The following is a 23,051-nucleotide window of genomic DNA, read 5'->3' as shown; positions in this document are numbered from 1 at the left end:
ATGAGGGGTCCCGAACGCGTCACCCTGGCCATGACCGGCGCCTCGGGCGCCCAGTACGGCCTGCGCCTGCTCGACTGCCTGGTGCAGGAGGACCGCGAGGTGCACTTCCTGATCTCCAAGGCCGCGCAGCTGGTCATGGCCACCGAGACCGACGTCAGCCTGCCGGGCAAGCCCCAGGCGATCCAGGCCTTCCTCAGCGAATACACCGGCGCCGCACCGGGACAGATCCGCGTCTACGGCAAGGAGGACTGGATGGCGCCGGTGGCGTCCGGTTCCGGGGCGCCGGCTGCGATGGTGGTGGTGCCCTGCTCGACCGGGACCCTCTCGGCAATCGCCACGGGCGCCTGCAACAACCTGATCGAGCGTGCCGCCGATGTGGTGCTGAAGGAGCGGCGCCAGCTGATCCTGGTGCCGCGCGAGGCGCCGCTGTCGAGCATCCACCTGGAGAACATGCTCAAACTGTCCAATCTGGGCGCGACCATTCTGCCGGCGGCGCCGGGCTTCTATCACCAGCCGCAGACCCTCGACGACCTGATCGATTTCGTCGTCGCGCGCATCCTCAACTGTCTGGACATTCCCCAGGACATGCTGCCGCGCTGGGGCGAGCATCATCAGGTCAGCGGCGATGAGTGACCGCGGCTGGGGCAAGGCGCTGCTGCTTCCGCTGGCGCTGAGCCTGCTCGGCGGCTGCGCCAGCGTGCGCACCCTGGATGCGGCCAAGCCCGGTGCCCCGCTGATCTACGCCGGCACCCGCCTGGACTGGTACGCGATCGAGGGCGGCTGCTGCCCGCTGGAGCGCTTCGGCGCCGAGGCGCCCGCGTATCCGGCGCTCGACCTGCCGGCCAGCGCGCTGCTGGACACACTGTTGCTGCCCTTCTCCCTGGCCGTCGAACTGGGCGTGAGCCTGGGTGTCAGCGGCGGACTCTAGCCGCGCTCACCAGTGCTTCAGCCAGCGGTTCCAGCGGTACAGTCCGCGGGCGAACAGGTTGTAGCCCCAGCGCGCCAGCGGCTGCAGGCCGGGCAGGCGCAGCAGGCGGCCCAGCCAGCGCTGGCCTGCGGTGTGCTGGAAGAGCTCGGCGAAGGCGTCCACGCCGATCGCGATGCGCCCGGATTCGTCCTTGAGATAGAGCCGCTCGCGCACCTGCTCCAGGTCGCTGTCCAGTTCCGCCACCGACTCGGGGCGCTGGTGCACGTCGATCCATTCCACCGGGCAGCTGGCGCCGCGCGCCATGCGCGCGCGCTGGTTGTCGATGCCGGCCCGGCAGACCGGGCAGGCGCTGTTGTAGTAGACCCTGAGCTTGCTCATCTTGCTGGCCAGTTTTTTGGGTGGTCCTGTGATTCAGCCTGGCATGGGCCCGCTGATCCGCCAACCCGCCATTCGGCAGCAAACCGTGCCGTTCGCCAGGCTCAGGACCCGACCGCATCCGGGCTGAGGGGCGGGGTGCCGTCGAGGTGCGCCTCCGTGGGGCCGAGCAGCAGCTGCTCCACCGGTCGTGGCGCGCCGTACAGATAGCCCTGGAATCTGTGGCAACCGAGTTGCAGGAGGGCGTCGCGTTGCTCCACGGTCTCCACCCCTTCGGCGATCACCGCCAGTTCCAGGCTTTCGGCCAGGGCGATGATGGTGCGCACGATGACCGTGTTGTTGGCCGACAGGAGCAGGTCATGGACGAAGGCGCGGTCGATCTTCAATTGATTCAGCGGCAGGCGGTTGAGCTGGCTGAGGGAGGAATAGCCGGTGCCGAAGTCGTCCAGGGAGAAGCTTATGCCCCTGTCCTGCAGCTGCCCCATCGTGACGATCATGGCCTCGACGTCTTCGACCAGCAGGCTCTCGGTCAGCTCGAGTTCCAAGCGCAGTGGGTTGGCGCCGGTTTGCTCCAGCGCGCTCAGCACCTCGCTGACAAAATCCGGGTGGTGAAACTGACGGGCGCTGACGTTGACCGCCAGGCTCAGCTGCGCCAACTCGGGGTCGTCGGCCCAGGCGGCCAGCTGACGGCAGGCGCTGAGCAGGACCCACTGGCCCAGCGGCAGGATCAGGCCGCATTTCTCCGCCGCCGGGATGAACTGCGCCGGAGGCACCAGACCGCGAGTAGGGTGCTGCCAGCGCACCAGCACCTCGGCGCCCAACAGGTTGCCGGCCTGGTCCACCTGGGGTTGGTAGTGCAGGATGAAATCGTTCTGCTGGATGCCTTGGCGTAGCTCGCTTTCCAGGGAGGTGCGCGCCCTGATCCGCGCCTGCATCTCCGGGTTGAAGAACCTGAGGGTGTTGCGCCCCGCGGACTTGGCCTCGTACATGGCCAGGTCGGCACGCTTGAGCAGGTCTTCCACCGTGCTGCGCGATTCGGAGAACAGGGCAATACCGATGCTGGCAGTGCAGATGTGCTGGCGCCCCTGCAGGGCGTAGGGTTCGCCGAGCGCCTGAAGAATCTTGCTGGCCACGCTCTCGATCTGCGCCAGCGCCTCGTCCGGGCGGCTGCTCAGGTCTTCGAGCATCACCACGAACTCGTCGCCGCCCAGGCGCGCGACGGTATCCTCGATGCGCGCCTGATTGACCAGGCGTTGGCCGACCAGCTGGAGAAGCTGGTCGCCGACGGCGTGGCCGAAGGTGTCGTTGAGGTCCTTGAAGTCATCCAGGTCGATGAACAGCAGCCCGCCTTCCTGGCGCCGGCGTGAACGGCGGGTGAGGGCGTGCTGCAGGCGATCGAGCAGCAGGCGCCGGTTCGCCAGGCCGGTGAGCGGGTCATAGAAGGCCAGGCGGTGGATCTCGTCGCGGTTCTTCTTGTGTTCGCTGATGTCGGTGGAAATACCACACAGGGCGTAGATGCGGCCGTCCGGATGGCGCAGGGGCAGCTTCACGGAGAGGTAGGTATGCTCGCTGCCGTCGTTAAGGTTGTGATTGGTTTCCTCCTTCTCGACCCGCTCGCCCAGCTGCAGCACGCGCCGGTCGTTGTTGTGCAGGTTGCTGGCGGTGGCCGCGTCGAAGAACTCGTCGTCGGTATGGCCGACCACGTCCTCCAGGGGCCTGCCGAACAGCTCGCAGACCTTGCGGTTGGCGTACTGATAGCGCAGCTGCTGGTCCTTGATATAGATATAGGCCTCGACACTGTCGAGGATGGTATTCAGGCGTGCTTCGCTGGCGCGCAGGTGCCAGGTCTTTTCCGCGACCTGGCGGCGCAGCAGCAGCACGCCGCCGACGGTCGCCAGCAGCAGGGCGGCCAGGCCCGCCAGCCCCCACCAGACGTAGGGCGGTAGGCGCGCGGGCCGGCTCTTCTCGCCCCAGCGTTTCAGCGTCTGGGTGTAGAACGAGTCGGGCTCCTGCTCCCAGGCCAACAGTCGCTCGTCGATGGCGCCCAGCAGGTCCTGGTTGTCGCCCTTGCGGGTGGCGTAGAACATGCGCAGCGGTGGAAACATGAGCGGCGTGCCGAGCAGGCCGTACTCCTCGGCGTACTGGTCGCCGAACTGCTTGTTGGCGACCGCCGCGTCGGCCAGGCCGCTGCTCACCAGGGCGAAGCCCTGCGCCAGCTCGGCGACCGGTAGCAGGGTCGCCTGCAGGTCGGCGCTGGGGAGGAAGGCCAGGAGGTAATCGTGCTGGATCGAGCCGTCGAGTACCGCGATGCGCTGCTGCTTGAGGTCCGCGGGCGACAGGAGTTCGAGCTTCTTGCGGCTGTACAGCTGCGACCAGCTGTACAGCGCGGGCTTGCGATGGAAGTCGAGCCGCTTGGCCCGCTCCTCGCTGTAGGCCACGTCGGGCAGCAGGTCGATCTCGCCGCGCTGCACCAGGCTCAGGCAGGTTTGCCAGTCACAGGGCACGACGTGCAGGCGCCAGTCCTGCTGGCGGGCCAGTTCCACCAGCAGCTCGCCCAGGATGCCGGAGGGCTGGCCGTCCTGGCTCAGCGCGATCTTCGGCGGGTTGCTGTAGACCCCGACCCGAACCTCGCGCGGTTGTGCGCTCAGCGCGCTGCCCAGGGCCAGCAGCAGGGGCAGCGCACTCGCGATGACGAGGTGGCGCGTGGCGCGGAAGGACAACATCGACCGCCTCTTTGCAAGTTGCCCGGCAGGGGGGACTTTATCGCATGAAACGATCGAAATAACAGTGATGTCAAGTGGCCATGGCTGTGCGGTCTACTGTGCCCAGCCGCAGTAGACATAGGTCATCGGCCTGGGACCCTTGAGGTAGCGCGCCTGCAGCGAGCCGAGGTGGAAGCCGCCGGCGACGAGCAGTGCCGGGATATCGCGGTTCAGGTGGCAGCCGCCGGCCAGGGGCTTCCAGTAGGGCGTCAGGCGATGCTGCCAGCGCACCACGCCGGCGTCCGGCGCCAGGCCGTGCTCGCAGAACAGCAGGCGGCCGCCGGGTTTGAGTACCCGGCGCATCTCTCGCAGCGCGGCCACGGCGTCGGCGATGGTGCACAGGGTGAAGGTACAGACGATGCTGTCGAAGCTGGCGTCCGCGGCCCGGATCTGGCCCAGCTCCAGGGCGATCATCTCCACCGGGATGGCGATCCGCGCGGCACGCTCGCGGGCCAGTTTCTGCATGGCGGCGTTGGGGTCGACGCCGACGATGGCACTGACCCTGGCGGCATCGTAGTAGGCCAGGTTGAGACCGCTGCCGATGCCGATCTCCAGCACCCGGCCCTGGGCCTGGGGAACGATCTGCGCGCGGGTCTGCATGACTTCGCCGAGGCCGCAGGCGAAGTCGATCAGGTGCGGCAGGATATAGCGCTCATAGAGTTGCATGGCGGCGCTCGCATTGATCAGGCGTCGTCGGCGGGTTCGTCCTCGTCGTGCTCGTTGTCGGCGCTGATGGCGGCCAGGCACTTGAGTCGGTGGCGTTCCTCGCCCTCGGTCAGGCTCCAGCTGTCGTGCTCGGCATCGAAGCGGGCCGCCGTCAGCGCGCCCAGGGAGAACTGCCAGTGGCGGCGGGTGCGGCCGTCCACGCCTTCGGCCTTGAGCAGGGGCTTGCGCTGGCTGTCGGCGTCGGCCGAGCCGGCGCTGACCTGGGCCAGCAGTTCGTTGTCGAGGCTGAACTGCCAGGCGTAAAGGCCGTCGATCTCGAGCATGTCGGCGGCTTGCAGGGCATCGATCAGGCTGTTGTGGGGCGTACTCATATCGGGCTCGTCTTCGATTCGGGAGGGGGGCTAGCGACCGAGGCGGCGCAGGCGGTCGGATTCGATCACGCGGACGCCTTCACCCTCTTCCAGGGCTAAGCGCCAGAGGGCGCGGGCCAGTACCGTGGCCTCGATGCCGCCGTACTTGCCCGGCAGCCAGCGCAGCAGCGGTGCGGCCAGGCGTTCGCCGAGGCGGAATTCGCGGCGCGGGCCGAGCAGCAGCGAGGGCCGCACCAGGGTCAGCTGCGGCCAGTCCTGGGCCTGCAGGGCCTGTTCCGTCTCGCCCTTGACCCGGTTGTAGAACACCGACGACTGCGGGTTGGCGCCCAGGGCGCTGACCACCAGCAGGTGGCGGGCGCCGAGTTCGCGGGCACGCCGGGCGAAGGCCAGCACCAGGTCATGGTCGACGGCACGAAACGCCTCCTGCGAGCCGGCCTGCTTGATGGTGCTGCCCAGGCAACAGAATGCCGTGTCGATTGCTCCGTCGAGCTGCGGCAGCAGCTCGAGCAATTCACCGACCGGGTTTTCCAGATGGGCGTGCGCGGCCAGCGGTCGCCGGCTCGGCGCCACCACGCGTGCCACCGTGGGCTCGCTGAGCAGGCGGTCGAGCAGGTGCTCGCCGGTCAGTCCGGTGGCGCCGGCGAGGAGGATGCGCTGGGGCGTCAAATACATAGAGGTCGGATCTCCGCTGGTTATCGCTCAGCTTAGTGGCTGCTCGTCGGTTTGTCGGTGGGGGCGGCGCTCAGGGCCTGGCTGGCCTGCTGCTGGCGGAGCGCGCGCCAGCGTGCGAGTACCGCCTTGGGCGCCCAGATCTGCGGCTCGGAGGGTTCGAAACCGTCGGCCTCTTCGCGCTCGGCGACATGGGCCTTGGTCAGTTCGAAGGCCTGCTGCAGGTCATCGGTCTGTTGCAGGGCTTCGGCGAACAGCGCCCGGCCAAAGTAGGTGAAGTCATTTTCCTCCGAGCAGCCGAAGGACACCCGGTCGGCGCGGGCGGCGGTCATCACCAGGGTCTTGTCGTCCTGCAGCTTGGGGATGAAGCCGCCGGAGTAGCAGGCCGAGATCACCAGCACCTTGTGCCGCTCGCGCAGCGGTTGCAGCACGGCGGCCAGCTCGTCGGCGGGCAGGTCGGCCAGTTGCAGGCGCGGCTGGTCGAGGTTCAGCTCATGCTGGCGCGAGCCGTGGCTGGTCAAGTAGATGAACACCAGGTCTTCCGCGCCGCTGCGTTCGGCCAGGGCCTGCACGGCTCGGCGCAGGCTCTCGCGGGTGGCCAGCGGGCGGTCGGCGAGGTGGTCGCGATGATTGGCCAGGGTCAGGCTGCCGCGGGCGGCGAAGCGCTCGCCGAGCAGGCGGGCGACGTAGTCGGCCTCGCGCAGGAACACGCTCTGCTTGCCATCGCCGGCCACCGTCAGGGCATAGAGCTCGATCTGCGGGGTGGACGGCGGCAGGGCGGCGATGGCTTCGGCGAGCAGGCGGCCCTGCTCCAGCAGGCCCAGCTCCAGCGGGTCGGGCAACAACCGGCCCTCGGCGTCGCGGCCCCGTCGGCCTTGCTGCCAGGTGCCGCTCTGCGCCGTGCCATCGGCGAGGGTCAGGGTGCCGGCGCCGGCCTGCTCGCCGCGGCTGAACTGGCCCTCGTAAGTGCTGCCGTCGGCCAGGCGCAGGCGACCCTGGCCATGGTAGGTCCAGTTGCGGAACTGGCCCTGGAAATGGCTGCCGTCGACGCCCTGGAACTGGCCGGCACCGGTCAGGGCGCCATCGTTGAAGCGCCCGCTCCAGACGTCGCCGCCGGCGCCCTGGTAGCGGCCCTTGCCATGGAACTGGGCGTTGCGAAAGGCGCCGCTGTAGTGATCACCGTCGGCGCCGTCGAAACTGCCCTGGCCATGCAGTTGTCCGTTGACGAATTCGCCGCTGTAGCGGTTGCCGTAGGCGTCGTTGCGCAGCCCTTGGCCGTGTGGCTGGCCCTTGCGGAACTGGCCCTGGTAGCTGCTGCCGTCGGCCCATTCGAGACGGCCCTGGCCGTCGAACAGGCCGCGCTTGAACTCGCCGCGATAGACCTGGCCGGCAAGCTTGAGGGTGCCTTCGCCGGCGAAGCGGCCGTCGACGAAGCCGCCCTGATAGTGGCTGCCGTCGCCCTGGTGCAGGCTGCCCTGGCCGTGGAAGGCGCCGAAGTGGAAGTCGCCGAGGTAATGCTCGCCGTTGGCGCCCTGCCATTCACCGGCGCCGTGCATCTGGCCATCCTTGAAGAAGCCGGCGAACCAGCTGCCGTTGCGGTAGTCGAGGCGGCCGGGGCCCTGCAGCAAGCCGTCGACCACCTCGCCGCGGTAGCGCGCGCCGTCGGGCAGGACGGCATCCGGCGGCAGCAGCGGCTCGCCGTCGCCGCAGGCGGCGAGCAGCAGGGCCAGGCTGAAGGGGGCCAGAGTGGTGAGCGGGCGCATGGCGGGCATCCGGTTCTAAGCGTTGCCGGCAGTATGCCGCAAAGTACGGCGCACGCGGTGCAGTGGCGTGCGGGAAAGTGCACGCCGGGGTCCGAGTCCAGGCTCGAGCACCCCGGCCGGCTCATGGACTCAGACGAAGCAGAGGGTCAGGGGTTCGGCGATGTAGGCCGGCTTTTCTTGGCCTTCGATCTCCAGCACGACACGGGCCTTGAGTAGCCACTGGCCGGGGTTCTTCTCGTTGGCATCGGTCAGGCTGACCGCCAGGCGCACCCTGGAACCAACCCGGACCGGCTGGATGAAGCGCACGCTGTCGAGGCCGTAGTTGACGGCCATCTTCAGGCCCTGGGGCAGGATCATGATGCCTTCCATCAGCTTGGGCACCAGCGACAGGGAGAGGAAGCCATGGGCGATGGTGCCGCCGAACGGCGTCAGCTTGGCCTTCTCCGGATCGACGTGGATGAACTGATGGTCACCGGTGCAGTCAGCGAATTGGTTGACGCGCTCCTGGTCGATGGTCAACCACTCGGAGCGTCCGAGTTCCTTGCCTACATAGTCTTTGAGTTGTGCGACGGGTACTGACGGCATGTTTCCTCCTTGAGAAGACGAGCGCGTTGATCTACCGAGTAGGGACGCGCGTGCCAAGATCATCATGGCGCGGGCGCCGGGTCAAGCGCGCCGAGTTCGCGAATGCGAGGGTGCAGGGATACAGAAGGTGCGGCCTATAATGGCCGGATTCTGACCGGGCACCCCGGGGGTGTCCGGACCCTGTTGGATGGTCTCGGCTGCGCCGCTCCACGGTGAGCCGATTCCCGCTTCGGAGAGTCTTCATGTTGTTACGCGGCCTGTCCTGGCTGGTGCTGTGCCAACTGCTCGGTACTGCGCTGAACGTCCTGCTGTTACCCATGCTGCCGGGGCCGATCATCGGTATGCTCCTGCTGCTCGGTTTCCTGCTGCTGCGCGGCGAGGTCGGCGAGCCGGTCCAGTTGGCCGCGAGCAGTCTGCTCAAGTACCTGCCGCTGTTGTTGGTGCCGCCGGCCGTGGGCGTGATGGCCTATGCCGAGGCGATAGCCGCCGACTTCTGGGCGGTGGTCGGCGCCCTGGTACTGTCGTTGCTGCTGTCGGTGGTGTTCGCCGGCTGGCTGATGCAGAAGCTGATCGAGCGCCAGTCGCGCCGTGGGAAGGGCGCATGACGCCCGATTGGTACGGCGCCTGGCAGGCGGTGACCCATCATCCATTGTTCGGCGCCGGGGTGACCCTGGGCGCCTATCAGCTGGCGGTGGCGGTCTACGAAAAGACCCGCTGGGTATTCCTGCAGCCGGTGCTGGTGTCGATGCTGCTGGTGATCGGCGTGCTGCTGCTGTGTGGGCTGAGTTTCGCCGAGTACCGGGCCAGTGCCGAGGCGGTGAGCCTGTTTCTCGGCCCGGCCACCGTGGCCCTGGCCGTGCCGCTCTATCTCAACCTGCGGCGCATCCGCCAGTTGTTCGGCCCGATCATGCTGACCCTGCTGATTGCCGGCGTGGTGGCGACGGTGCTCGGGGTCGCCCTGGCCTGGCTGTTCGGCGCCGAGCGCATCATGCTGATGAGCATGGCGCCGAAGTCGGTGACCTCGCCCATCGCCATGCTGGTGGCCGAGCAGATCGGCGGCATCGCCGCCCTGGCCGCGGTGTTCGTGATGATTACCGGGGTGCTCGGCGCGATCTGCGGCCCGGCACTGCTGCGCCTGGGCGGTGTGCGCCACCACGCGGCGCTGGGCATGGCGCTGGGCATGACCGCCCATGCCGTGGGCACGGCGCAGGCGATGCAGCTGAGCGAGGAGTGCGGCGCCTTCGCCGCGCTGGCCATGAGCCTGATGGGCATGGTCACGGCGGTGCTGCTGCCGCTGGCGGTTATTCTGTTGCTGTAAGGAGGCCCGATGAACCTACCCCTGTTTCCATTGAACGTCGTGTTGTTTCCCGGCTGCCTGCTCGACCTGCAGATTTTCGAGGCGCGCTACCTGGACATGATCAGCCGCTGCATGAAACAGGAAGAAGGCTTCGGCGTGGTGTGCATCGTCGAAGGCGAGGAGGTCGGCGAGGCCGCCAGCCAGTTCGCCGCGGTGGGCTGCGAGGCGCTGATCCGCGACTTCCAGCAGCGGCCCAATGGCTTGCTGGGCATCCGCGTCGAGGGCGGCCGGCGCTTTCGCGTGCAGCGCGCCCAGGTTCTGCCCGACCAGTTGACGCTGGGCGAGGTGGAGTGGCTGCGGGACGCCCCCGAGCGGCCCCTGCTCGCCGAACACGCCGACCTGGCCGCGTTGCTCGGTGCCCTGGCCGAGCACCCGCTGGTCGAGGGGCTCGGCATGGGCGGCGCGGTCGACGAGCAGACGGCCCTGGCCAACCAGCTGGCCTACCTGCTGCCCTTGTCTGCCGAACAGAAATTGCAGCTGCTGGTGCTCGACGAGCCGCTGGAGCGTCTGCAGTTGCTGCAGGTGGCGCTCGACCAGCTGCAGGGCGAGCTGGGCGCCTGAGCCGGCGCGCGTCGCATCAGTAGCGGTACAGCAACAGCCCTTCCGACAGGTGCCAGGTGGCGATGCTGCCGAGTAGCGCCAGGCAGGCGGGCAGAACCAGCCACCAGACCCTCGCCGGCAGCGCCGGCAGAGGCGCGCGCCACTCCAGCAGACCCAGGCAGAGGCCGCACAGCCCCGCTGCCAGCAAGGCGCCGGCGATGATGTCGCTCGGCCAATGCACGCCCAGGTAGACCCGCGACAGGGCGATCGCCACCGCTGGCAGGCCGGCCAGCAGCAGCCAGCTCAGGCGCAGGCGTGCCGGCTGACCGCGGCCGGCGAGAATGCCCAGCAGCAGGAAGAAGGCGAACGCCGCCGAACTGTGGCCGCTGGGAAAGCTGAAACTGCCCAGCGGCTCCAGCAGTACATCCGGGCGGTGGCGGGCAAACAAGTCCTTCAGCGCGCTATTGAGCAGCGCCGTGGTCAGCAGCGCGCTGCCGGCGAGCGCGGCCGCGCGCCATTGCCGGGCGAGCAACAACAGCAGGCCGAGCAGCAGGCCGGCGGCGAGCTGGGTGGTGAAGTCGCCGAGGCGGGTGACCAGCACCATCAGCTCATCCAGGCTGCTGCTGCGTTGTTCCTGCAGCAGCGCCAGCAGGCCCTGATCGAGCTGGCTCAGACGCGGCCAGCCGAGAATCAGGCCGAGCAACAGCAGCAGGCTCAGGCCGGCGGCGATCAGGCTGCTGCGGCGATAGCTGCGCAGGCTGCAGTGGGCGCTGACCAGCAGCAGCAGCGCCAGGCCGCCGACGAGCGCCGCCGCCTGGTTCCAGAAGCCTGGCGGCAGCGGCAGGCGCAGGGCCGCGCCGGTGGCCCAGCCCGGCAGCAGGTAGGCCACCGCCCAGCCCGCCGCCGCAACCAGGCTGACCGCGGCGAAGCGCCCGGCCGGCATGTTGAACATGCCGGCGACCATCGGCAGCATGGGTCGCAGCGGCCCGATAAAGCGGCCGACCAGCAGGCTGGCGACGCCGTAGCGGCGGAAGTAGCCTTCCGCGCCGGCCAGCCACTGCGGGTGGTGGCGCAAGCCCGGCAGGCGCCGGATGTCCTGGTGAAAGTAGCGGCCCGCGGCATAGGACAGGGCGTCGCCCAGCAGGCCGCCGCCGTAGGCCAGCGCCAGGGTCTGCCACAGGCCCAGGGCGCCATTGCCGGCCAGCACGGCGACGGCGAACAGCAGCACGGTGCCGGGCACGATGATCCCGGCGATCGCCAGGCACTCGACGCAGGCGATCAGGAATACCGCCAGGCCCAGCCATTGCGGATGGGCCGCGAGGTAGGCGCTGAAGCTGTCGAGCCAGGCACTCACCGGCACGCCCCCGCGTTATCGAGCAGCCGGTAGTCGCGGCCTTCGACCTGGCCGCGGCGCAGTGGATTGCGGGTGCAGTGGCGGGCGAAGACGGCATCGACGAAACGGTAGGGCAGGTGCTCGTCGCGTCCGGCCGGGATGCCCAGGCGGGTGGTCTGAACGATCCGTGGGGGGCGTTCGCCGACATCCTCGACGAACAGGCGTTGGAGGTCGAAACGCTGCGCGTCCCAGTCCGCCACCTTCAGGGCCAGTGCCCGGCACAATAGAGTCTGGCCGGCGCACAGGCGCTGCGGCGGGCGCGGCTCGCCGCGGGCATCCGGGTTATTGGCCTGCATCCGTGCCAGGCTGGCGGTACCCGATTGGTCGTCCAGCCAGGGGTGCCCCGACTTGATCAGCACGGCATTGCCCGGCCCCTGGGCGCTGAAGTTCAGCGAGTCGCCGCCGCGGGCGTAATACATGTAGATGTGACCGCCGTCGGCGAACAGCGCGCGGCGCTTCTCGGTATAGCCGAGCGAGGCATGGCTGCCTTTCTCCGCCCGGTAGTAGGCCTCGGTCTCGATGATGCGTGCGCTGAGCCAGAGCCCGGCGACCCGATGGCGGATCACCATGCCGAGTAGTTCGCGGGCCAGGGTCTGCGCGTCGCGGTCGAAGAAGGCGTCGCTCAACGGCTTGGCACCGGGCCAGGGCAGGTCGAGCAAGCGGTTGTCGGGCATGGCGGCGGCGGGTCCGGGCGGCACAAATGGTCGACATGATAATGACTAAGTTCGCCGTCTGGCGCGTCCGCCGGCGAAAAACTGCCACAACGCCTTACGGGCGCCGGACCGGGCCCTAGGTCACCGAGTGCAGCAGCACCTCTTCCACCTCGTCGGGGCGCTGCGGCTGAGGGTCGCCGGTCAGCTCGCTGATCAGTTTCAGGTGCTGGTCCAGGCCGCGGCTGACCGACTCCATTCTGGCGATCATCCGCGAGGCGGCGCCGCGCACGCCCGGGTCGGTGCTGCGCAACAGGTCGAACGACAGCGAGGTCATGGCGGCCGTCATGTGGGTGAGGCTGCGCGAGGTGAGCGTGAGCAGTTCGGTGAGTTGCTGTGCTTTGCGGGTCATGTCGGTCTTCCTTGGCCGGTATGTCAGAACGGTGGCGGTGCGGCGAACCAGGCCGCGAAGTGGCAGAGGGCCATTAGTATCGAGGCAATCATGACGAGTTTCTGTGACATCGGCGAGTTCCATTCGCGGTCAGGCTGTGCGCGTGTATGGCGCGATGCTATCACGCCTGCCTTGCAGGCTCTCAAGTTCTACTCGTCCGGGCCGGTCGCTGCGGGTGTGGGAATGTGCGGTGCGGGCTTGCCTGGGGCGGCGCTTGTGGCCCGTTTAGGCGCTTAAGGCATTGCCGCGCGGGACGCTCCGTCTGCTATCTGCCCGGCGCCGCTGTGCGTGGGTGCGCGGCGCGGCTATAATCAGCGGCTTTTCCCAGTGCCAGGCCCCCGAGACCATGACAGAGTCCGTGCTCGACTATATGACCCGTCTGGGCCGTGCGGCCCGCGAAGCCTCGCGGGTCGTCGCCAGTGCCAGTACCGCGCAGAAGAATCGTGCCCTGTTGGCCGCCGCCGAGGCGCTGGACGCCGCGCGCGGCGAGCTGGCCGAGGCCAACGACCAAGACCTCGCCGCCGGTCGCGCCAATGGCCTGGATGCGGCGCTGCTGGATCGCCTGGCGCTGACCCCGGCGCGCATCGACGGGATGATCGAGGGCCTGCGGCAGATCGCCGGCCTGGCCGATCCGGTCGGCGCGATTCGCGACATGAGCTACCGCCCGTCGGGTATCCAGGTCGGCAAGATGCGAGTGCCCCTGGGCGTGATCGGCATCATCTACGAGTCGCGGCCCAACGTGACCATCGACGCCGCCAGCCTGTGCCTGAAATCCGGCAACGCCACCATCCTGCGCGGCGGCTCCGAGGCGATCCATTCCAATCGGGCGATCGCCGCCTGCATCCAGCGTGGCCTGGCCGCGGCCGGTCTGCCGGCCGCCGTGGTGCAGGTGGTGGAAACCACCGACCGCGCCGCGGTGGGTGCGCTGATCGCCATGCCCGAGTTCGTCGACGTGATAGTGCCGCGCGGCGGCAAGGGGCTGATCGAGCGCATCAGTCGCGACGCCCGGGTGCCGGTGATCAAGCACCTGGACGGCATCTGCCATGTATATGTCGATGCCCTGGCCGATCTGGACAAGGCCCGGCAGGTTGCCTTCAACGCCAAGACCTACCGCTACGGCATCTGCGGCGCCATGGAAACCCTGCTGGTCGACCAGGCGGTCGCCGCGGCCTTCCTGCCGGGCATGGCGCAGATGTTCGCCGAGAAGGGCGTCGAGTTGCGCGGCTGCGAGCGCAGCCGTGCGCTGATCGAGGCCAAGCCGGCCACGGAAGAAGACTGGAGCACCGAATACCTGGCGGCGATCCTGTCGATCCGCGTGGTCGACGGCCTCGAACAGGCCATCGAGCACATCAATCGCTACGGCTCGCACCATACCGACAGCATCGTCACCGAGCACCAGGGCCATGCCCGGCGCTTCCTCGCCGAGGTCGACTCCAGCTCGGTGATGCTCAACACCCCGACCTGCTTCGCCGACGGCTTCGAGTACGGCCTGGGCGCGGAAATCGGCATCTCCACCGACAAGCTGCACGCCCGCGGCCCGGTCGGTCTGGAAGGCCTGACCTGCGAGAAATATGTGGTGATCGGCGACGGTCAGCTGCGCGGACAGAATGCCTAAGCGCAGCGACGCCCGACGCATTGGGATCTTCGGAGGCACCTTCGACCCGGTGCATATCGGTCACCTGCGCAGTGCCCTGGAAGTGGCCGAGTTCATGGCCCTCGACGAGTTGCGCCTGGTGCCCAGCGCCCGGCCGCCGCACCGCGGCACGCCGCAGGTGTCGGCCCAGGATCGCCTGGCCATGGTGCAGCTGGCGGTGGCGGGGCTGGCGCCGCTGTGCGTCGATGATCGCGAGCTGGGGCGCGACAAGCCGTCGTACAGCATCGACACCCTGGAGTCGCTGCGTGCCGAGCTGGCGGCCGACGATCAGCTGTTTCTGCTGCTGGGCTGGGACGCCTTCTGCGGCCTGCCGAGCTGGCATCGCTGGGATGAGTTGCTGGAGCACTGCCACATCCTGGTGCTGCAGCGCCCGGATGCCGACAGCGAGCCGTCGGAGGCGCTGCGCAACCTGATCGCGGCGCGCAGCATCAACGACCCGTTGGCCCTGAATGGGCCGGGCGGGCAGATTTCCTTTGTCTGGCAGACGCCCCTGGCGGTGTCGGCCACGCAGATCCGCGGGTTGCTGGAGAGCGGCAAGTCGGTGCGTTACCTGGTGCCCGACCCGGTACTGACCTATATCCACGCGCACGGGCTGTACCGTGCAGCGAACTGAACACGAGGCAAATGAGTTACCTATGAAGAATCAAGTTATGCGCAGCGAAGACCTGGTCAAACTGGCGATCGCCGCCCTGGAAGACATCAAGGCCCAGGACATCACCACCATCGATGTGCGCGAGAAGACCAGCATCACCGACTACATGGTGATCGCCAGCGGCACCTCCAGCCGTCACGTCAAGTCGCTGGTCGACAACGTGCTGGAGAAGGTCAAGGAGCAGGGCGTGCGCCCGCTCGGCAGCGAAGGCCTGGACAGCGGCGAGTGGGCCCTGCTCGACCTCGGCGACATCGTCGTGCACGTCATGCTGCCGACCGCGCGCCAGTTCTACGACCTCGAGCGCCTGTGGCAGGGCGCCGAGCAGAGCCGTGCGCAGCATGGCGCGGATCACGAATAAGGGCCGCCCGCGTTGCGCATCAAACTGATCGCCGTCGGCTCGCGCATGCCGCGCTGGGTCGAGGACGGCTGGCAGGAGTACGCCAAGCGCATGCCCGCCGAGCTGGCCCTGGAACTGGTGGAGATTCCTCTGACCACGCGCGGCAAGAATGCCGACGTGGCGCGGATGATTCGCCAGGAAGGCGAAGCCATGCTGGCCAAGGTGCAACCGGGGGAACGCATCGTCACCCTGGAGGTCGAAGGGCGGCCGTGGAGCACCGAGCAGCTGGCCGTCGAGCTGGACAAGTGGCGCCTGGATGCGCGCACCGTCAACCTCATGGTCGGTGGGCCGGAAGGCCTGGCGCCCGAGGTTCAGGCGCGCAGCGAGCAGCGCTGGTCGCTATCGCCGCTGACCCTGCCGCACCCGCTGGTGCGCATCCTCATCGGCGAGCAGCTCTATCGCGCCTGGACGGTGTTGTCCGGCCACCCCTATCACAAGTAACCAGCAGTCACTGATGCCGCAGCCGATCCGCCTCAAGGACCACGAAAAAGACGCGCGCCTGATCCGTGCGCGGGCGTTCGTCGGTGCCCTGGTGGTGGTGCTGCTCACCGCGGTGCTGGTTGCCCGCCTGTATTACCTGCAGGTGGTGCAGTACGAGCACCACTCGACCCTGGCGGAGAACAACCGCATCCACGTGCAGCCGATCCCGCCGAACCGCGGGCTGATCTTCGACCGCAACGGGGTGATCATCGCCGACAACCGGCCGAGCTTCAGCCTGACCCTGACCCGCGAGCGCGCCCGCGACTGGGAGCGGGTGCTGGATGTGATAGTCGAGGTCCTGGCGTTGGGCGAGGACGAGCGGGCGCTGTTCGAGAAGCGCGTGCGCCAGGGGCGCCGGCCGTTCGAGCCGGTGCCGGTGCTGTTCGAGCTGTCCGAGGAGCAGATCGCCCGGATCGCCATCAACCAGTTCCGCCTGCCCGGGGTCGAAGTGGTGGCCCGCCTGGTGCGCCATTACCCGCTGGGCGAGCACTTCGCCCATTCGGTGGGCTATGTCGGGCGGATCAACGAGAAGGAACTGAAGGAGCTCGACCCGGTGGCGTACAGCGGCACCCACCATATCGGCAAGACCGGCATCGAGCGCTTCTACGAGGAACAGCTGCACGGCGAGGTGGGCTACGAGGAGGTCGAGACCAATGCCCGCGGCCGCGTGTTGCGCGTGCTCAAACGCACCGACCCGCTGCCCGGCAAGGACATCGTGCTGACCCTCGATGCCCAGCTGCAGAAGGCCGCCGAGGAGGCCCTGGGCGGCCGGCGCGGGGCCGTGGTGGCGATCCAGCCCGCCAGCGGCGAGGTCCTGGCCATGGTCAGCCAGCCGAGCTTCGACCCCAACCCGTTCGTCACCGGCATCAGCTTCAAGGCCTACGCCGACCTGCGCGACTCGATCGACCGCCCCCTGTACAACCGCGTTTTGCGTGGCCTCTATCCGCCGGGCTCGACCATCAAGCCGATGATGGCGGTGGCCGGCCTCGATGCCGGGGTGGTGACGCCCACCTCACGGGTCTTCGATCCGGGCTTCTACCAGTTGCCAGGGCACACGCACAAGTACCGCAACTGGAACCGCAGCGGCGACGGCTGGGTGAGCATGGAGATGGCCATCGCCCGCTCCAACGACACCTACTTCTACGACCTGGCCCACAAGATGGGCATCGACCGCATGCACGACTACATGACGCGCTTCGGCCTGGGCCAGCGGGTGTCCCTGGACATGTTCGAGGAGACGGCCGGGCTGATGCCGTCGCGCGACTGGAAGCGGGCGCGCTACCGTCAGCCCTGGTACCCCGGCGAGACGCTGATCCTCGGCATCGGCCAGGGCTATATGCAGACCACGCCGCTGCAGCTGGCCCAGGCCGTGACCCTGATGGCCAACCGTGGCAAGTGGATTCGTCCGCATCTGGCCAAGAGCATCGAGGGGCACCAGCCGGTCGACAGCGAGCCGATGCCGGACATCGTCCTGCGCGACCCCAAGGCCTGGGATCACGCCAACTTCGGCATGGTGCAGGTGATGCACGGCGCCCGTGGTACGGCGAAGAAGGTCGGCGACAGCGCGGTCTACCGCATCGCCGGCAAGAGCGGCACGGCCCAGGTGGTGGCGATCAAGCAGGGCGAGAAGTACGACCGCAGCAAGGTCCAGGAGCGCCATCGCGACCACGCCCTGTTCGTCGCCTTCGCCCCGGTGGAGAATCCGCAGATCGCCGTGGCGGTGATGGTGGAGAACGGCGAGTCGGGCTCGGGCGTCGCGGCGCCGGTGGTCAAGCAGGTGATGGACGCCTGGCTGCTCGATGACAGCGGCCAGTTGAAGGCCGAATATGCACAGCCTGCAGGCACCAAGGTGGGCCAGCTATGAACAACAGTTTTGACCGCACCCTGTCCAACGAGGATGTGCTGCGTCGCCGCGCCAGCCTGCTGCAGCGCCTGCACATCGACGGCATCCTGCTGCTGTTGCTGCTGACCCTGGCGGCCGGCAGCCTGTTCATCCTCTATTCGGCCAGCGGCAAGAATGTCGAGCTGCTGATCAAGCAGGCCAGCTCCTTCGGCATCGGCCTGGTCGGCATGTTCATCGTCGCCCAGCTCGAGCCGCGTTTCATGGCGCGCTGGGTGCCGCTGGCCTACGTCGGCGGGGTCGGCCTGCTGGTGGTGGTGGATGTCATGGGCCACAACGCCATGGGCGCCACCCGCTGGATCAACATTCCCGGGGTGATCCGCTTCCAGCCGTCGGAGTTCATGAAGATCATCATGCCGGCGACCATCGCCTGGTACCTGTCCGGGCGCAGCCTGCCGCCGAGCCTGCGACACATCGCCATCAGCCTGGCGCTGATCCTCGTGCCGTTCGTGCTGATCCTGCTGCAGCCGGACCTGGGCACCTCGCTGCTGGTGATCACCTCGGGCGCCTTCGTGCTGTTCATGGCCGGTCTGCAGTGGCGCTGGATCATCGGCGCGGCGGCGGCCCTGGGGCCGATCGCGGTGGCCATGTGGTTCTTCGTGCTGCGCGAATACCAGAAGCAGCGCGTGCTGACCTTCCTCAATCCGGAGAGTGATCCGCTGGGCAGCGGCTGGAACATCATCCAGTCGAAGGCGGCGATCGGCTCGGGCGGGGTCTGGGGCAAGGGCTGGCTGCTCGGCACCCAGTCCCATCTGGACTTTTTGCCGGAAAGCCACACGGACTTTATCATTGCCGTGCTGGCCGAGGAGTTCGGCCTGGTCGGGGTCTGTCTGCTGCTGCTGCTCTATGTGTTGTTGATCGCTCGCGGCCTGGTGATTACCGTGCAAGCGCAGACGCTGTTCGGTAAGCTCCTCGCCGGGGCCTTGACGATGACGTTCTTCGTCTACGTATTCGTCAATATCGGCATGGTCAGCGGCCTGTTACCGGTGGTGGGGGTGCCGCTGCCGTTCATCAGCTACGGCGGCACTTCGCTGATCACGCTGCTGGCTGGATTTGGAATTTTGATGTCGATCCACACCCATCGTAAGTGGATCGCTCAGGTTTGATTGGGGTGACTATTTCCATGCACATACTGCGCGGCTGGGCTGCACGGCACGCTTCCTGGCTCGGCTTTGCCGGGCTTTTCGGACTCGCTCAGCCGGCGTTCGCCGCCGAGTACGAGAACTCACCGCAGGTGGCCGAGTTCGTCGCCGAGATGACTCGCGACTATGGCTTCGCCGGCGAGCAGCTGCTCGAGCTGTTCGCCCAGGTGGAGCGCAAGCAGGCGATTCTCGACGCCATCTCGCGCCCGGCGGAGAAGGTCAAGCCCTGGAGTGCCTACCGGCCGATCTTCATCACCGAGGCCCGCGTGGCCCGCGGCGTCGAGTTCTGGAAACAGCACCAGGCGGCCCTGACCCGTGCCGAGCAGGAATATGGCGTGCCGCCCCAGGTGATAGTGGCGATCATCGGCGTGGAAACTTTCTACGGTGGCAACACCGGCAGCTACCGGGTGGCCGATGCCCTGTCGACCCTGGCCTTCGACTACCCGCCGCGGGCGCCCTTCTTCCGCAAGGAGCTGCGCGAGTTCCTCATGCTGGCACGCGAGGAACAGGTCGACCCGCTCGGCGTCAAGGGCTCCTACGCCGGGGCCATGGGCCTGCCGCAGTTCATGCCGAGCAGCTTCCGCGCCTACGCGGTGGATTTCGACGGCGACGGCCGGATCAACATCTGGAGCAATCCGGTGGACGCCATCGGCAGCGTCGCCAGCTACTTCAAGCGCCACGGCTGGCAGCCCGGCGAGCCGGTGGCCAGTGCCGCCCGGGTCGAGGGCGAGCAGGTCGAACAGGGGCTCAGCCCGGGGCTGGATCCGCTGCACAACGTCGGCGAGTTGCGCCGGCTCGGCTGGACCAGCGCCGATGCACTGGATGACGAACTTCCGGTGACCGCGTTCCGCCTGGACGGCGCCGAGGGCCCCGAATACTGGCTGGGGCTGCCGAACTTCTTCGTCATCACCCGCTACAACCGCAGCGTCATGTATGCCATGGCGGTGAACCAGCTGGCCGAGCTGCTGGCCGATGCCCGGGGGGCGCAATGATGCGAGCGCTGCCCCTGAAACTCGCTGCTTATGGCGCCCTGGCGCTGCTGCTGGCCAGCTGTACCAGCACCCGTGCGCCGCAGTCGGTGGCGCCGGTGAAGCCCGGTGGGGCGATTTCCGGGCCGGGCGACTACAACCGTCCGCACAAGGACGGCGCGCCCTGGTGGGACGTCGACGTCTCGCGCATCCAGGATGCGGTGCCGATGCCGCACTACGGTCCGGTCAAGGCCAGCCCCTATACGGTGTTCGGCAAACAGTACTATCCGATCAGCGATGCCCGGCGCTACACCGCCGTGGGCACGGCCTCCTGGTACGGCACCAAGTTCCACGGGCAGGCCACCGCCAACGGCGAGGCCTACGACCTGTATGGCATGACCGCGGCGCACAAGACCCTGCCGCTGCCCAGCTACGTGCGCGTCACCAACCTGGACAACCAGCGCAGCGTGATCCTGCGGGTCAACGACCGCGGTCCGTTCTACTCCGACCGGATCATCGACCTGTCCTTCGCCGCGGCGAAGAAGCTCGGCTACGCCGAGAGCGGCACGGCACGGGTCAAGGTCGAGGGCATCGACCCGCACGAGTGGTGGGCGCAGCAGGGCCGACCAGTGCCCCTGGTGCTGGCGGCGCCGCAGCAGGCGGCCAAGCCCCAGGTGATCGCCCAGCCGGTGGCCGAGCCGCTCGAGCACTATTCGCCGCCGCCGCAGCAGCACGCCGCCGCTGTCCTGCCCGTGCAGATCGACGCAAAAAAAAACGCTTCAGTCGGAGCCTCTGGCCTGTATCTCCAGGTGGGAGCCTTCGCCAATCCGGACGCTGCGGAGCTACTCAAGGCCAAGCTGAGCGATACCGTGGCTGCCCCGGTGTTCATCAGCTCAGTGGTGCGCAACCAGCAGATCCTGCACCGGGTGCGCCTGGGCCCGATCGCCAGCCAGGGCGAGGCTGAGCAGCTGCAGGACAGCGTGCGCCTGGCCAATCTGGGCCAGCCGACCCTGGTCAGGGCGGATTGATGCGGCACTATTTGCCCACCGGCCTGACTAAGCACTGAGTCGCGACCGACCCGAGGGCCGGCGCGACACCGAAAATTTTGCCCTCGCGGGCCTGTTCCACCCTTAGCAACCTCGAGAGACGGATGAAAACCATCAGCTTTGCGCAACGCATCTTCCTGTCACTACTGCTGCTCACCGCACCGGCCGCCTGGGCCAGCCAGATGGTGATTCCGGCGCCGCCGCAGCTGGCCGCCAAGTCCTATGTGCTGATGGACGCCGCCAGCGGCAACGTGCTGATCGAGCACAACGCCGACGAGCGCCTGCCCCCGGCCAGCCTGACCAAACTGATGACCGCCTACCTGGCGACCCTGGACATCAACCGCGGCCAGATCAAGGGCAGCGACATGGTGCGCATCAGCGAGAAGGCCTGGCGCATGGGCGGCTCGAAGATGTTTATCGAGGTGGGCAACGAGGTCGCCGTCGACGACCTGCTGCGCGGCATCATCATCCAGTCCGGCAACGACGCCAGCGTGGCGATCGCCGAGCATATCGCCGGCAGCGAAGAGGCCTTCGCCGACATGATGAACGCCACCGCCGAGCGTCTGGGCATGGACAACAGCCAGTTCCGCAACGCCACCGGCTGGCCGGACCCGGAGCACTACTCCTCGGCCAAGGACATGGCCAGACTGGCGCGGGCGATCATCTACGAGGACCCCCAGCACTACGCCATCTATGCGCAGAAGGAATTCCTCTGGAACGGCATCAAGCAGCCCAATCGCAACCTGCTGCTGTGGCGCGACAAGACGGTCGACGGCCTGAAGACCGGCCACACCGAAGAAGCCGGCTACTGCCTGGTGTCTTCCGCGGTGCGTGACGGCATGCGCCTGATCTCCGTGGTGTTCGGCACCAACAGCGAACAGGCCCGCGCCGCGGAGACCCAGAAGCTGCTGACCTACGGTTTCCGCTTCTTCGAGACCCGCACCTTCTACCAGAAGGGCGCCGAAGTGGCCCAGGCCCAGGTGTGGAAGGGTGCCGCTCGTCAGGTCAAGGCCGGCCTGGCCAGCGACCTGACCCTGACCCTGCCGAAGGGCCAGCTGGACAAGCTGCAGGCCGGCATGACCCTCGACCCGCAGCTGACCGCGCCGATCCAGCAGGGCGACGTGATCGGCAAGGTCGAGGTCAAACTGGGCGAGGAGGTGGTGCACAGCGCCGACCTGGTGGCCCTGGAAGCGGTCGACGAGGGTGGTCTCTTCCGCCGCCTGTGGGATAGCATTCGCCTGTTCTTCTACGGACTGTTCAACTGATTTAGCCCAAGGACGCCCCTGTACCCGGGGCGTCCTGCTTTGGACGGGTCACAAGCCCGCTGATCCTATGACCGATACTGACGTTCAAGCTCCGAAAATCGAGTTCCCCTGCCCGCGCTACCCGATCAAGGTGATCGGCGATGCCAGCGAGGGCTTCGCCGACCTGGTGGTGGAAGTGGTGCAGCGCCACGCTCCCGATCTGGATGCCTCGACCCTGGTGGTGCGCGACAGCCGCAACGGCCGCTTCCTCTCGGTGCAGGTGCTGATCACCGCCACCAGCGTGGACCAGTTGCAGGCGATCCACGTCGACCTGCGGGCCACCGGCTGCGTGCACATGGTGCTGTAGTGGCGGCAGCCACTCTCGTCGTACGCCATCTCGGCGTCGTGGATTACCTGCCGACCCTCGAGGCGATGCGGCGGCTGACGGCCGAACGCGATGAACTGACGCCCGACGAAATCTGGCTGCTGCAGCACCCCCGGGTGTTCACCCAGGGACAGGCGGGCAAACCCGAGCATCTGTTGGCGCCGGGCGACATTCCGGTGATTCAGGTGGAGCGCGGCGGGCAGGTCACCTACCACGGCCCGGGCCAGCTGGTGGCCTACCTGATGCTGGACCTGCGCCGCCTGGACCTGGGTGTGCGCGAGCTGGTCACGGCGATGGAGCAGAGCCTGGTGGATGTGCTCGCCGGCTATGACGTGGAAGCGGCGCCCAAGGCCGATGCGCCTGGCGTGTATGTCAACGGCGAGAAGATCGCCTCGCTGGGGCTGAGGGTCAGCCGCGGCTGCTCGTTCCACGGCCTGGCGCTCAATGTGGATATGGACATGTCGCCGTTCTGGCGGATCAACCCCTGCGGCTATGCGGGGCTGAAAATGGTGCAGTTGCGGGATCTGCTCGATGCGCCGCCCTCGTTCGACGAGGTGACGCAGCGTCTCGAGCAGGCGCTGCGCCGGCGGCTGGGTTACACGAACCCGTAGGGAGCGGGTGGATGGCGTTCCATCCACCCACCGTGTCGGTCCTCGCCGCGGATGAAAGCAGC

Annotated in this window: 26 protein-coding genes; 16 read left to right on the top strand and 10 right to left on the bottom strand. The window is 67.8% G+C overall.

The genetic code is table 11. The features are described from left to right. Positions 1-633, top strand: coding sequence for a flavin prenyltransferase UbiX (gene ubiX / locus ACSX1D_RS18165; RefSeq protein ID WP_439859840.1), 633 nt, complete (start codon positions 1-3; stop codon positions 631-633). Beyond that, positions 626-928, top strand: coding sequence for a YceK/YidQ family lipoprotein (locus ACSX1D_RS18160; protein WP_439859839.1), 303 nt, complete (start codon positions 626-628; stop codon positions 926-928). The genes ubiX and ACSX1D_RS18160 overlap by 8 nt, the downstream gene beginning before the upstream one ends. A gap of 6 nt (positions 929-934) precedes the next feature. Here ACSX1D_RS18160 and ACSX1D_RS18155 read toward each other — a convergent pair whose 3' ends face one another. The 7 genes from ACSX1D_RS18155 to ACSX1D_RS18125 all read right to left on the bottom strand — a co-directional run bounded on the left by ACSX1D_RS18155 (position 935) and on the right by ACSX1D_RS18125 (position 8,119). After that, positions 935-1,306: a thiol-disulfide oxidoreductase DCC family protein gene (locus tag ACSX1D_RS18155; protein ID WP_439859838.1), complete on the bottom strand. Its 372-nt coding sequence runs from the start codon at positions 1,304-1,306 to the stop codon at positions 935-937. Positions 1,307-1,407: 101 nt separating this feature from the next. After that, positions 1,408-4,026 (bottom strand): EAL domain-containing protein, encoded by a 2,619-nt coding sequence (locus ACSX1D_RS18150; RefSeq protein ID WP_439859837.1) that lies wholly within the window; start codon positions 4,024-4,026, stop codon positions 1,408-1,410. 93 nt (positions 4,027-4,119) lie between these two features. Then, entirely contained in the window at positions 4,120-4,731 is a 612-nt protein-coding gene (locus ACSX1D_RS18145) for a class I SAM-dependent methyltransferase (protein ID WP_439859836.1), read from the bottom strand. A 17-nt stretch (positions 4,732-4,748) separates the two neighbouring features. Further along, positions 4,749-5,102 carry a DUF5629 family protein gene (locus ACSX1D_RS18140; protein WP_439859835.1) on the bottom strand — a complete coding sequence of 118 codons (354 nt, stop codon included), beginning with the start codon at positions 5,100-5,102 and terminating at the stop codon, positions 4,749-4,751. A 30-nt stretch (positions 5,103-5,132) separates the two neighbouring features. Next, a complete protein-coding gene (locus ACSX1D_RS18135) occupies positions 5,133-5,774 on the bottom strand; it encodes an oxidoreductase (protein ID WP_439859834.1) in 642 nt (213 codons plus the stop codon). 32 nt (positions 5,775-5,806) lie between these two features. Next, positions 5,807-7,534, bottom strand: coding sequence for a C13 family peptidase (locus ACSX1D_RS18130; RefSeq protein ID WP_439859833.1), 1,728 nt, complete (start codon positions 7,532-7,534; stop codon positions 5,807-5,809). A 129-nt stretch (positions 7,535-7,663) separates the two neighbouring features. Beyond that, entirely contained in the window at positions 7,664-8,119 is a 456-nt protein-coding gene (locus ACSX1D_RS18125) for a MaoC family dehydratase (protein ID WP_439859832.1), read from the bottom strand. A 242-nt stretch (positions 8,120-8,361) separates the two neighbouring features. Here ACSX1D_RS18125 and ACSX1D_RS18120 point away from each other — a divergent pair, with 242 nt between their 5' ends. The 3 genes from ACSX1D_RS18120 to ACSX1D_RS18110 are packed head-to-tail and all read left to right on the top strand — an operon-like array spanning position 8,362 to position 10,037. Further along, on the top strand, positions 8,362-8,724 hold the full coding sequence (locus ACSX1D_RS18120) for a CidA/LrgA family protein (RefSeq protein ID WP_439859831.1): 363 nt from the start codon (positions 8,362-8,364) through the stop codon (positions 8,722-8,724). Beyond that, a complete protein-coding gene (locus tag ACSX1D_RS18115; protein WP_439859830.1) occupies positions 8,721-9,437 on the top strand; it encodes an LrgB family protein in 717 nt (238 codons plus the stop codon). Before ACSX1D_RS18120 ends, ACSX1D_RS18115 begins: the two co-directional genes overlap by 4 nt. A gap of 9 nt (positions 9,438-9,446) precedes the next feature. Next, on the top strand, positions 9,447-10,037 hold the full coding sequence (locus tag ACSX1D_RS18110; RefSeq protein ID WP_439859829.1) for an LON peptidase substrate-binding domain-containing protein: 591 nt from the start codon (positions 9,447-9,449) through the stop codon (positions 10,035-10,037). Positions 10,038-10,053: 16 nt separating this feature from the next. Here the strand turns inward: ACSX1D_RS18110 and ACSX1D_RS18105 are convergent, their stop codons facing one another. From ACSX1D_RS18105 to ACSX1D_RS18095, 3 genes are all read right to left on the bottom strand, one after another. Then, entirely contained in the window at positions 10,054-11,370 is a 1,317-nt protein-coding gene (locus ACSX1D_RS18105) for a bifunctional DedA family/phosphatase PAP2 family protein (RefSeq protein ID WP_439859828.1), read from the bottom strand. Continuing rightward, entirely contained in the window at positions 11,367-12,083 is a 717-nt protein-coding gene (locus ACSX1D_RS18100) for a DNA-3-methyladenine glycosylase (protein ID WP_439859827.1), read from the bottom strand. Before ACSX1D_RS18100 ends, ACSX1D_RS18105 begins: the two co-directional genes overlap by 4 nt. Before the next feature lie 115 nt (positions 12,084-12,198). Then, on the bottom strand, positions 12,199-12,471 hold the full coding sequence (locus tag ACSX1D_RS18095; protein WP_439859826.1) for a hypothetical protein: 273 nt from the start codon (positions 12,469-12,471) through the stop codon (positions 12,199-12,201). 385 nt (positions 12,472-12,856) lie between these two features. Between ACSX1D_RS18095 and ACSX1D_RS18090 the strand changes: the two genes are divergently transcribed. From ACSX1D_RS18090 to lipB, 11 genes are all read left to right on the top strand, one after another. Then, positions 12,857-14,125: a glutamate-5-semialdehyde dehydrogenase gene (locus tag ACSX1D_RS18090; protein ID WP_439859825.1), complete on the top strand. Its 1,269-nt coding sequence runs from the start codon at positions 12,857-12,859 to the stop codon at positions 14,123-14,125. Continuing rightward, positions 14,118-14,777 (top strand): nicotinate-nucleotide adenylyltransferase, encoded by a 660-nt coding sequence (gene nadD, locus ACSX1D_RS18085; RefSeq protein ID WP_439859824.1) that lies wholly within the window; start codon positions 14,118-14,120, stop codon positions 14,775-14,777. The genes ACSX1D_RS18090 and nadD overlap by 8 nt, the downstream gene beginning before the upstream one ends. Before the next feature lie 37 nt (positions 14,778-14,814). Next, positions 14,815-15,174, top strand: coding sequence for a ribosome silencing factor (rsfS, locus tag ACSX1D_RS18080; RefSeq protein WP_439862362.1), 360 nt, complete (start codon positions 14,815-14,817; stop codon positions 15,172-15,174). Positions 15,175-15,186: 12 nt separating this feature from the next. Further along, entirely contained in the window at positions 15,187-15,654 is a 468-nt protein-coding gene (rlmH, locus tag ACSX1D_RS18075) for a 23S rRNA (pseudouridine(1915)-N(3))-methyltransferase RlmH (RefSeq protein ID WP_090445204.1), read from the top strand. Between the two features lie 13 nt (positions 15,655-15,667). Continuing rightward, complete coding sequence (mrdA, locus tag ACSX1D_RS18070) at positions 15,668-17,557, top strand: penicillin-binding protein 2 (protein ID WP_439859823.1); 1,890 nt, start codon at positions 15,668-15,670, stop codon at positions 17,555-17,557. 38 nt (positions 17,558-17,595) lie between these two features. Continuing rightward, positions 17,596-18,699, top strand: coding sequence for a rod shape-determining protein RodA (gene rodA / locus ACSX1D_RS18065; protein ID WP_439862361.1), 1,104 nt, complete (start codon positions 17,596-17,598; stop codon positions 18,697-18,699). A gap of 17 nt (positions 18,700-18,716) precedes the next feature. Next, positions 18,717-19,727 carry a lytic murein transglycosylase B gene (gene mltB, locus ACSX1D_RS18060; RefSeq protein WP_439859822.1) on the top strand — a complete coding sequence of 337 codons (1,011 nt, stop codon included), beginning with the start codon at positions 18,717-18,719 and terminating at the stop codon, positions 19,725-19,727. After that, positions 19,724-20,731 carry a septal ring lytic transglycosylase RlpA family protein gene (locus ACSX1D_RS18055; RefSeq protein WP_439859821.1) on the top strand — a complete coding sequence of 336 codons (1,008 nt, stop codon included), beginning with the start codon at positions 19,724-19,726 and terminating at the stop codon, positions 20,729-20,731. Before mltB ends, ACSX1D_RS18055 begins: the two co-directional genes overlap by 4 nt. Before the next feature lie 122 nt (positions 20,732-20,853). Next, positions 20,854-22,014, top strand: coding sequence for a D-alanyl-D-alanine carboxypeptidase family protein (locus ACSX1D_RS18050; protein WP_439859820.1), 1,161 nt, complete (start codon positions 20,854-20,856; stop codon positions 22,012-22,014). Positions 22,015-22,081: 67 nt separating this feature from the next. After that, a complete protein-coding gene (locus ACSX1D_RS18045; RefSeq protein ID WP_439859819.1) occupies positions 22,082-22,360 on the top strand; it encodes a DUF493 domain-containing protein in 279 nt (92 codons plus the stop codon). Continuing rightward, positions 22,360-22,989, top strand: coding sequence for a lipoyl(octanoyl) transferase LipB (gene lipB / locus ACSX1D_RS18040; RefSeq protein ID WP_439859818.1), 630 nt, complete (start codon positions 22,360-22,362; stop codon positions 22,987-22,989). The genes ACSX1D_RS18045 and lipB overlap by 1 nt, the downstream gene beginning before the upstream one ends. Positions 22,990-23,051: the final 62 nt, after the last annotated feature.

Origin of the sequence: Pseudomonas sp. MBLB4136 (assembly GCF_051904765.1) — a bacterium.
Taxonomy (GTDB): Bacteria; Pseudomonadota; Gammaproteobacteria; order Pseudomonadales; family Pseudomonadaceae; genus Aquipseudomonas.
The sequence above is the reverse complement of the archived record's forward strand: the minus strand, read 5'-3'. Positions and strand labels throughout refer to the sequence as shown.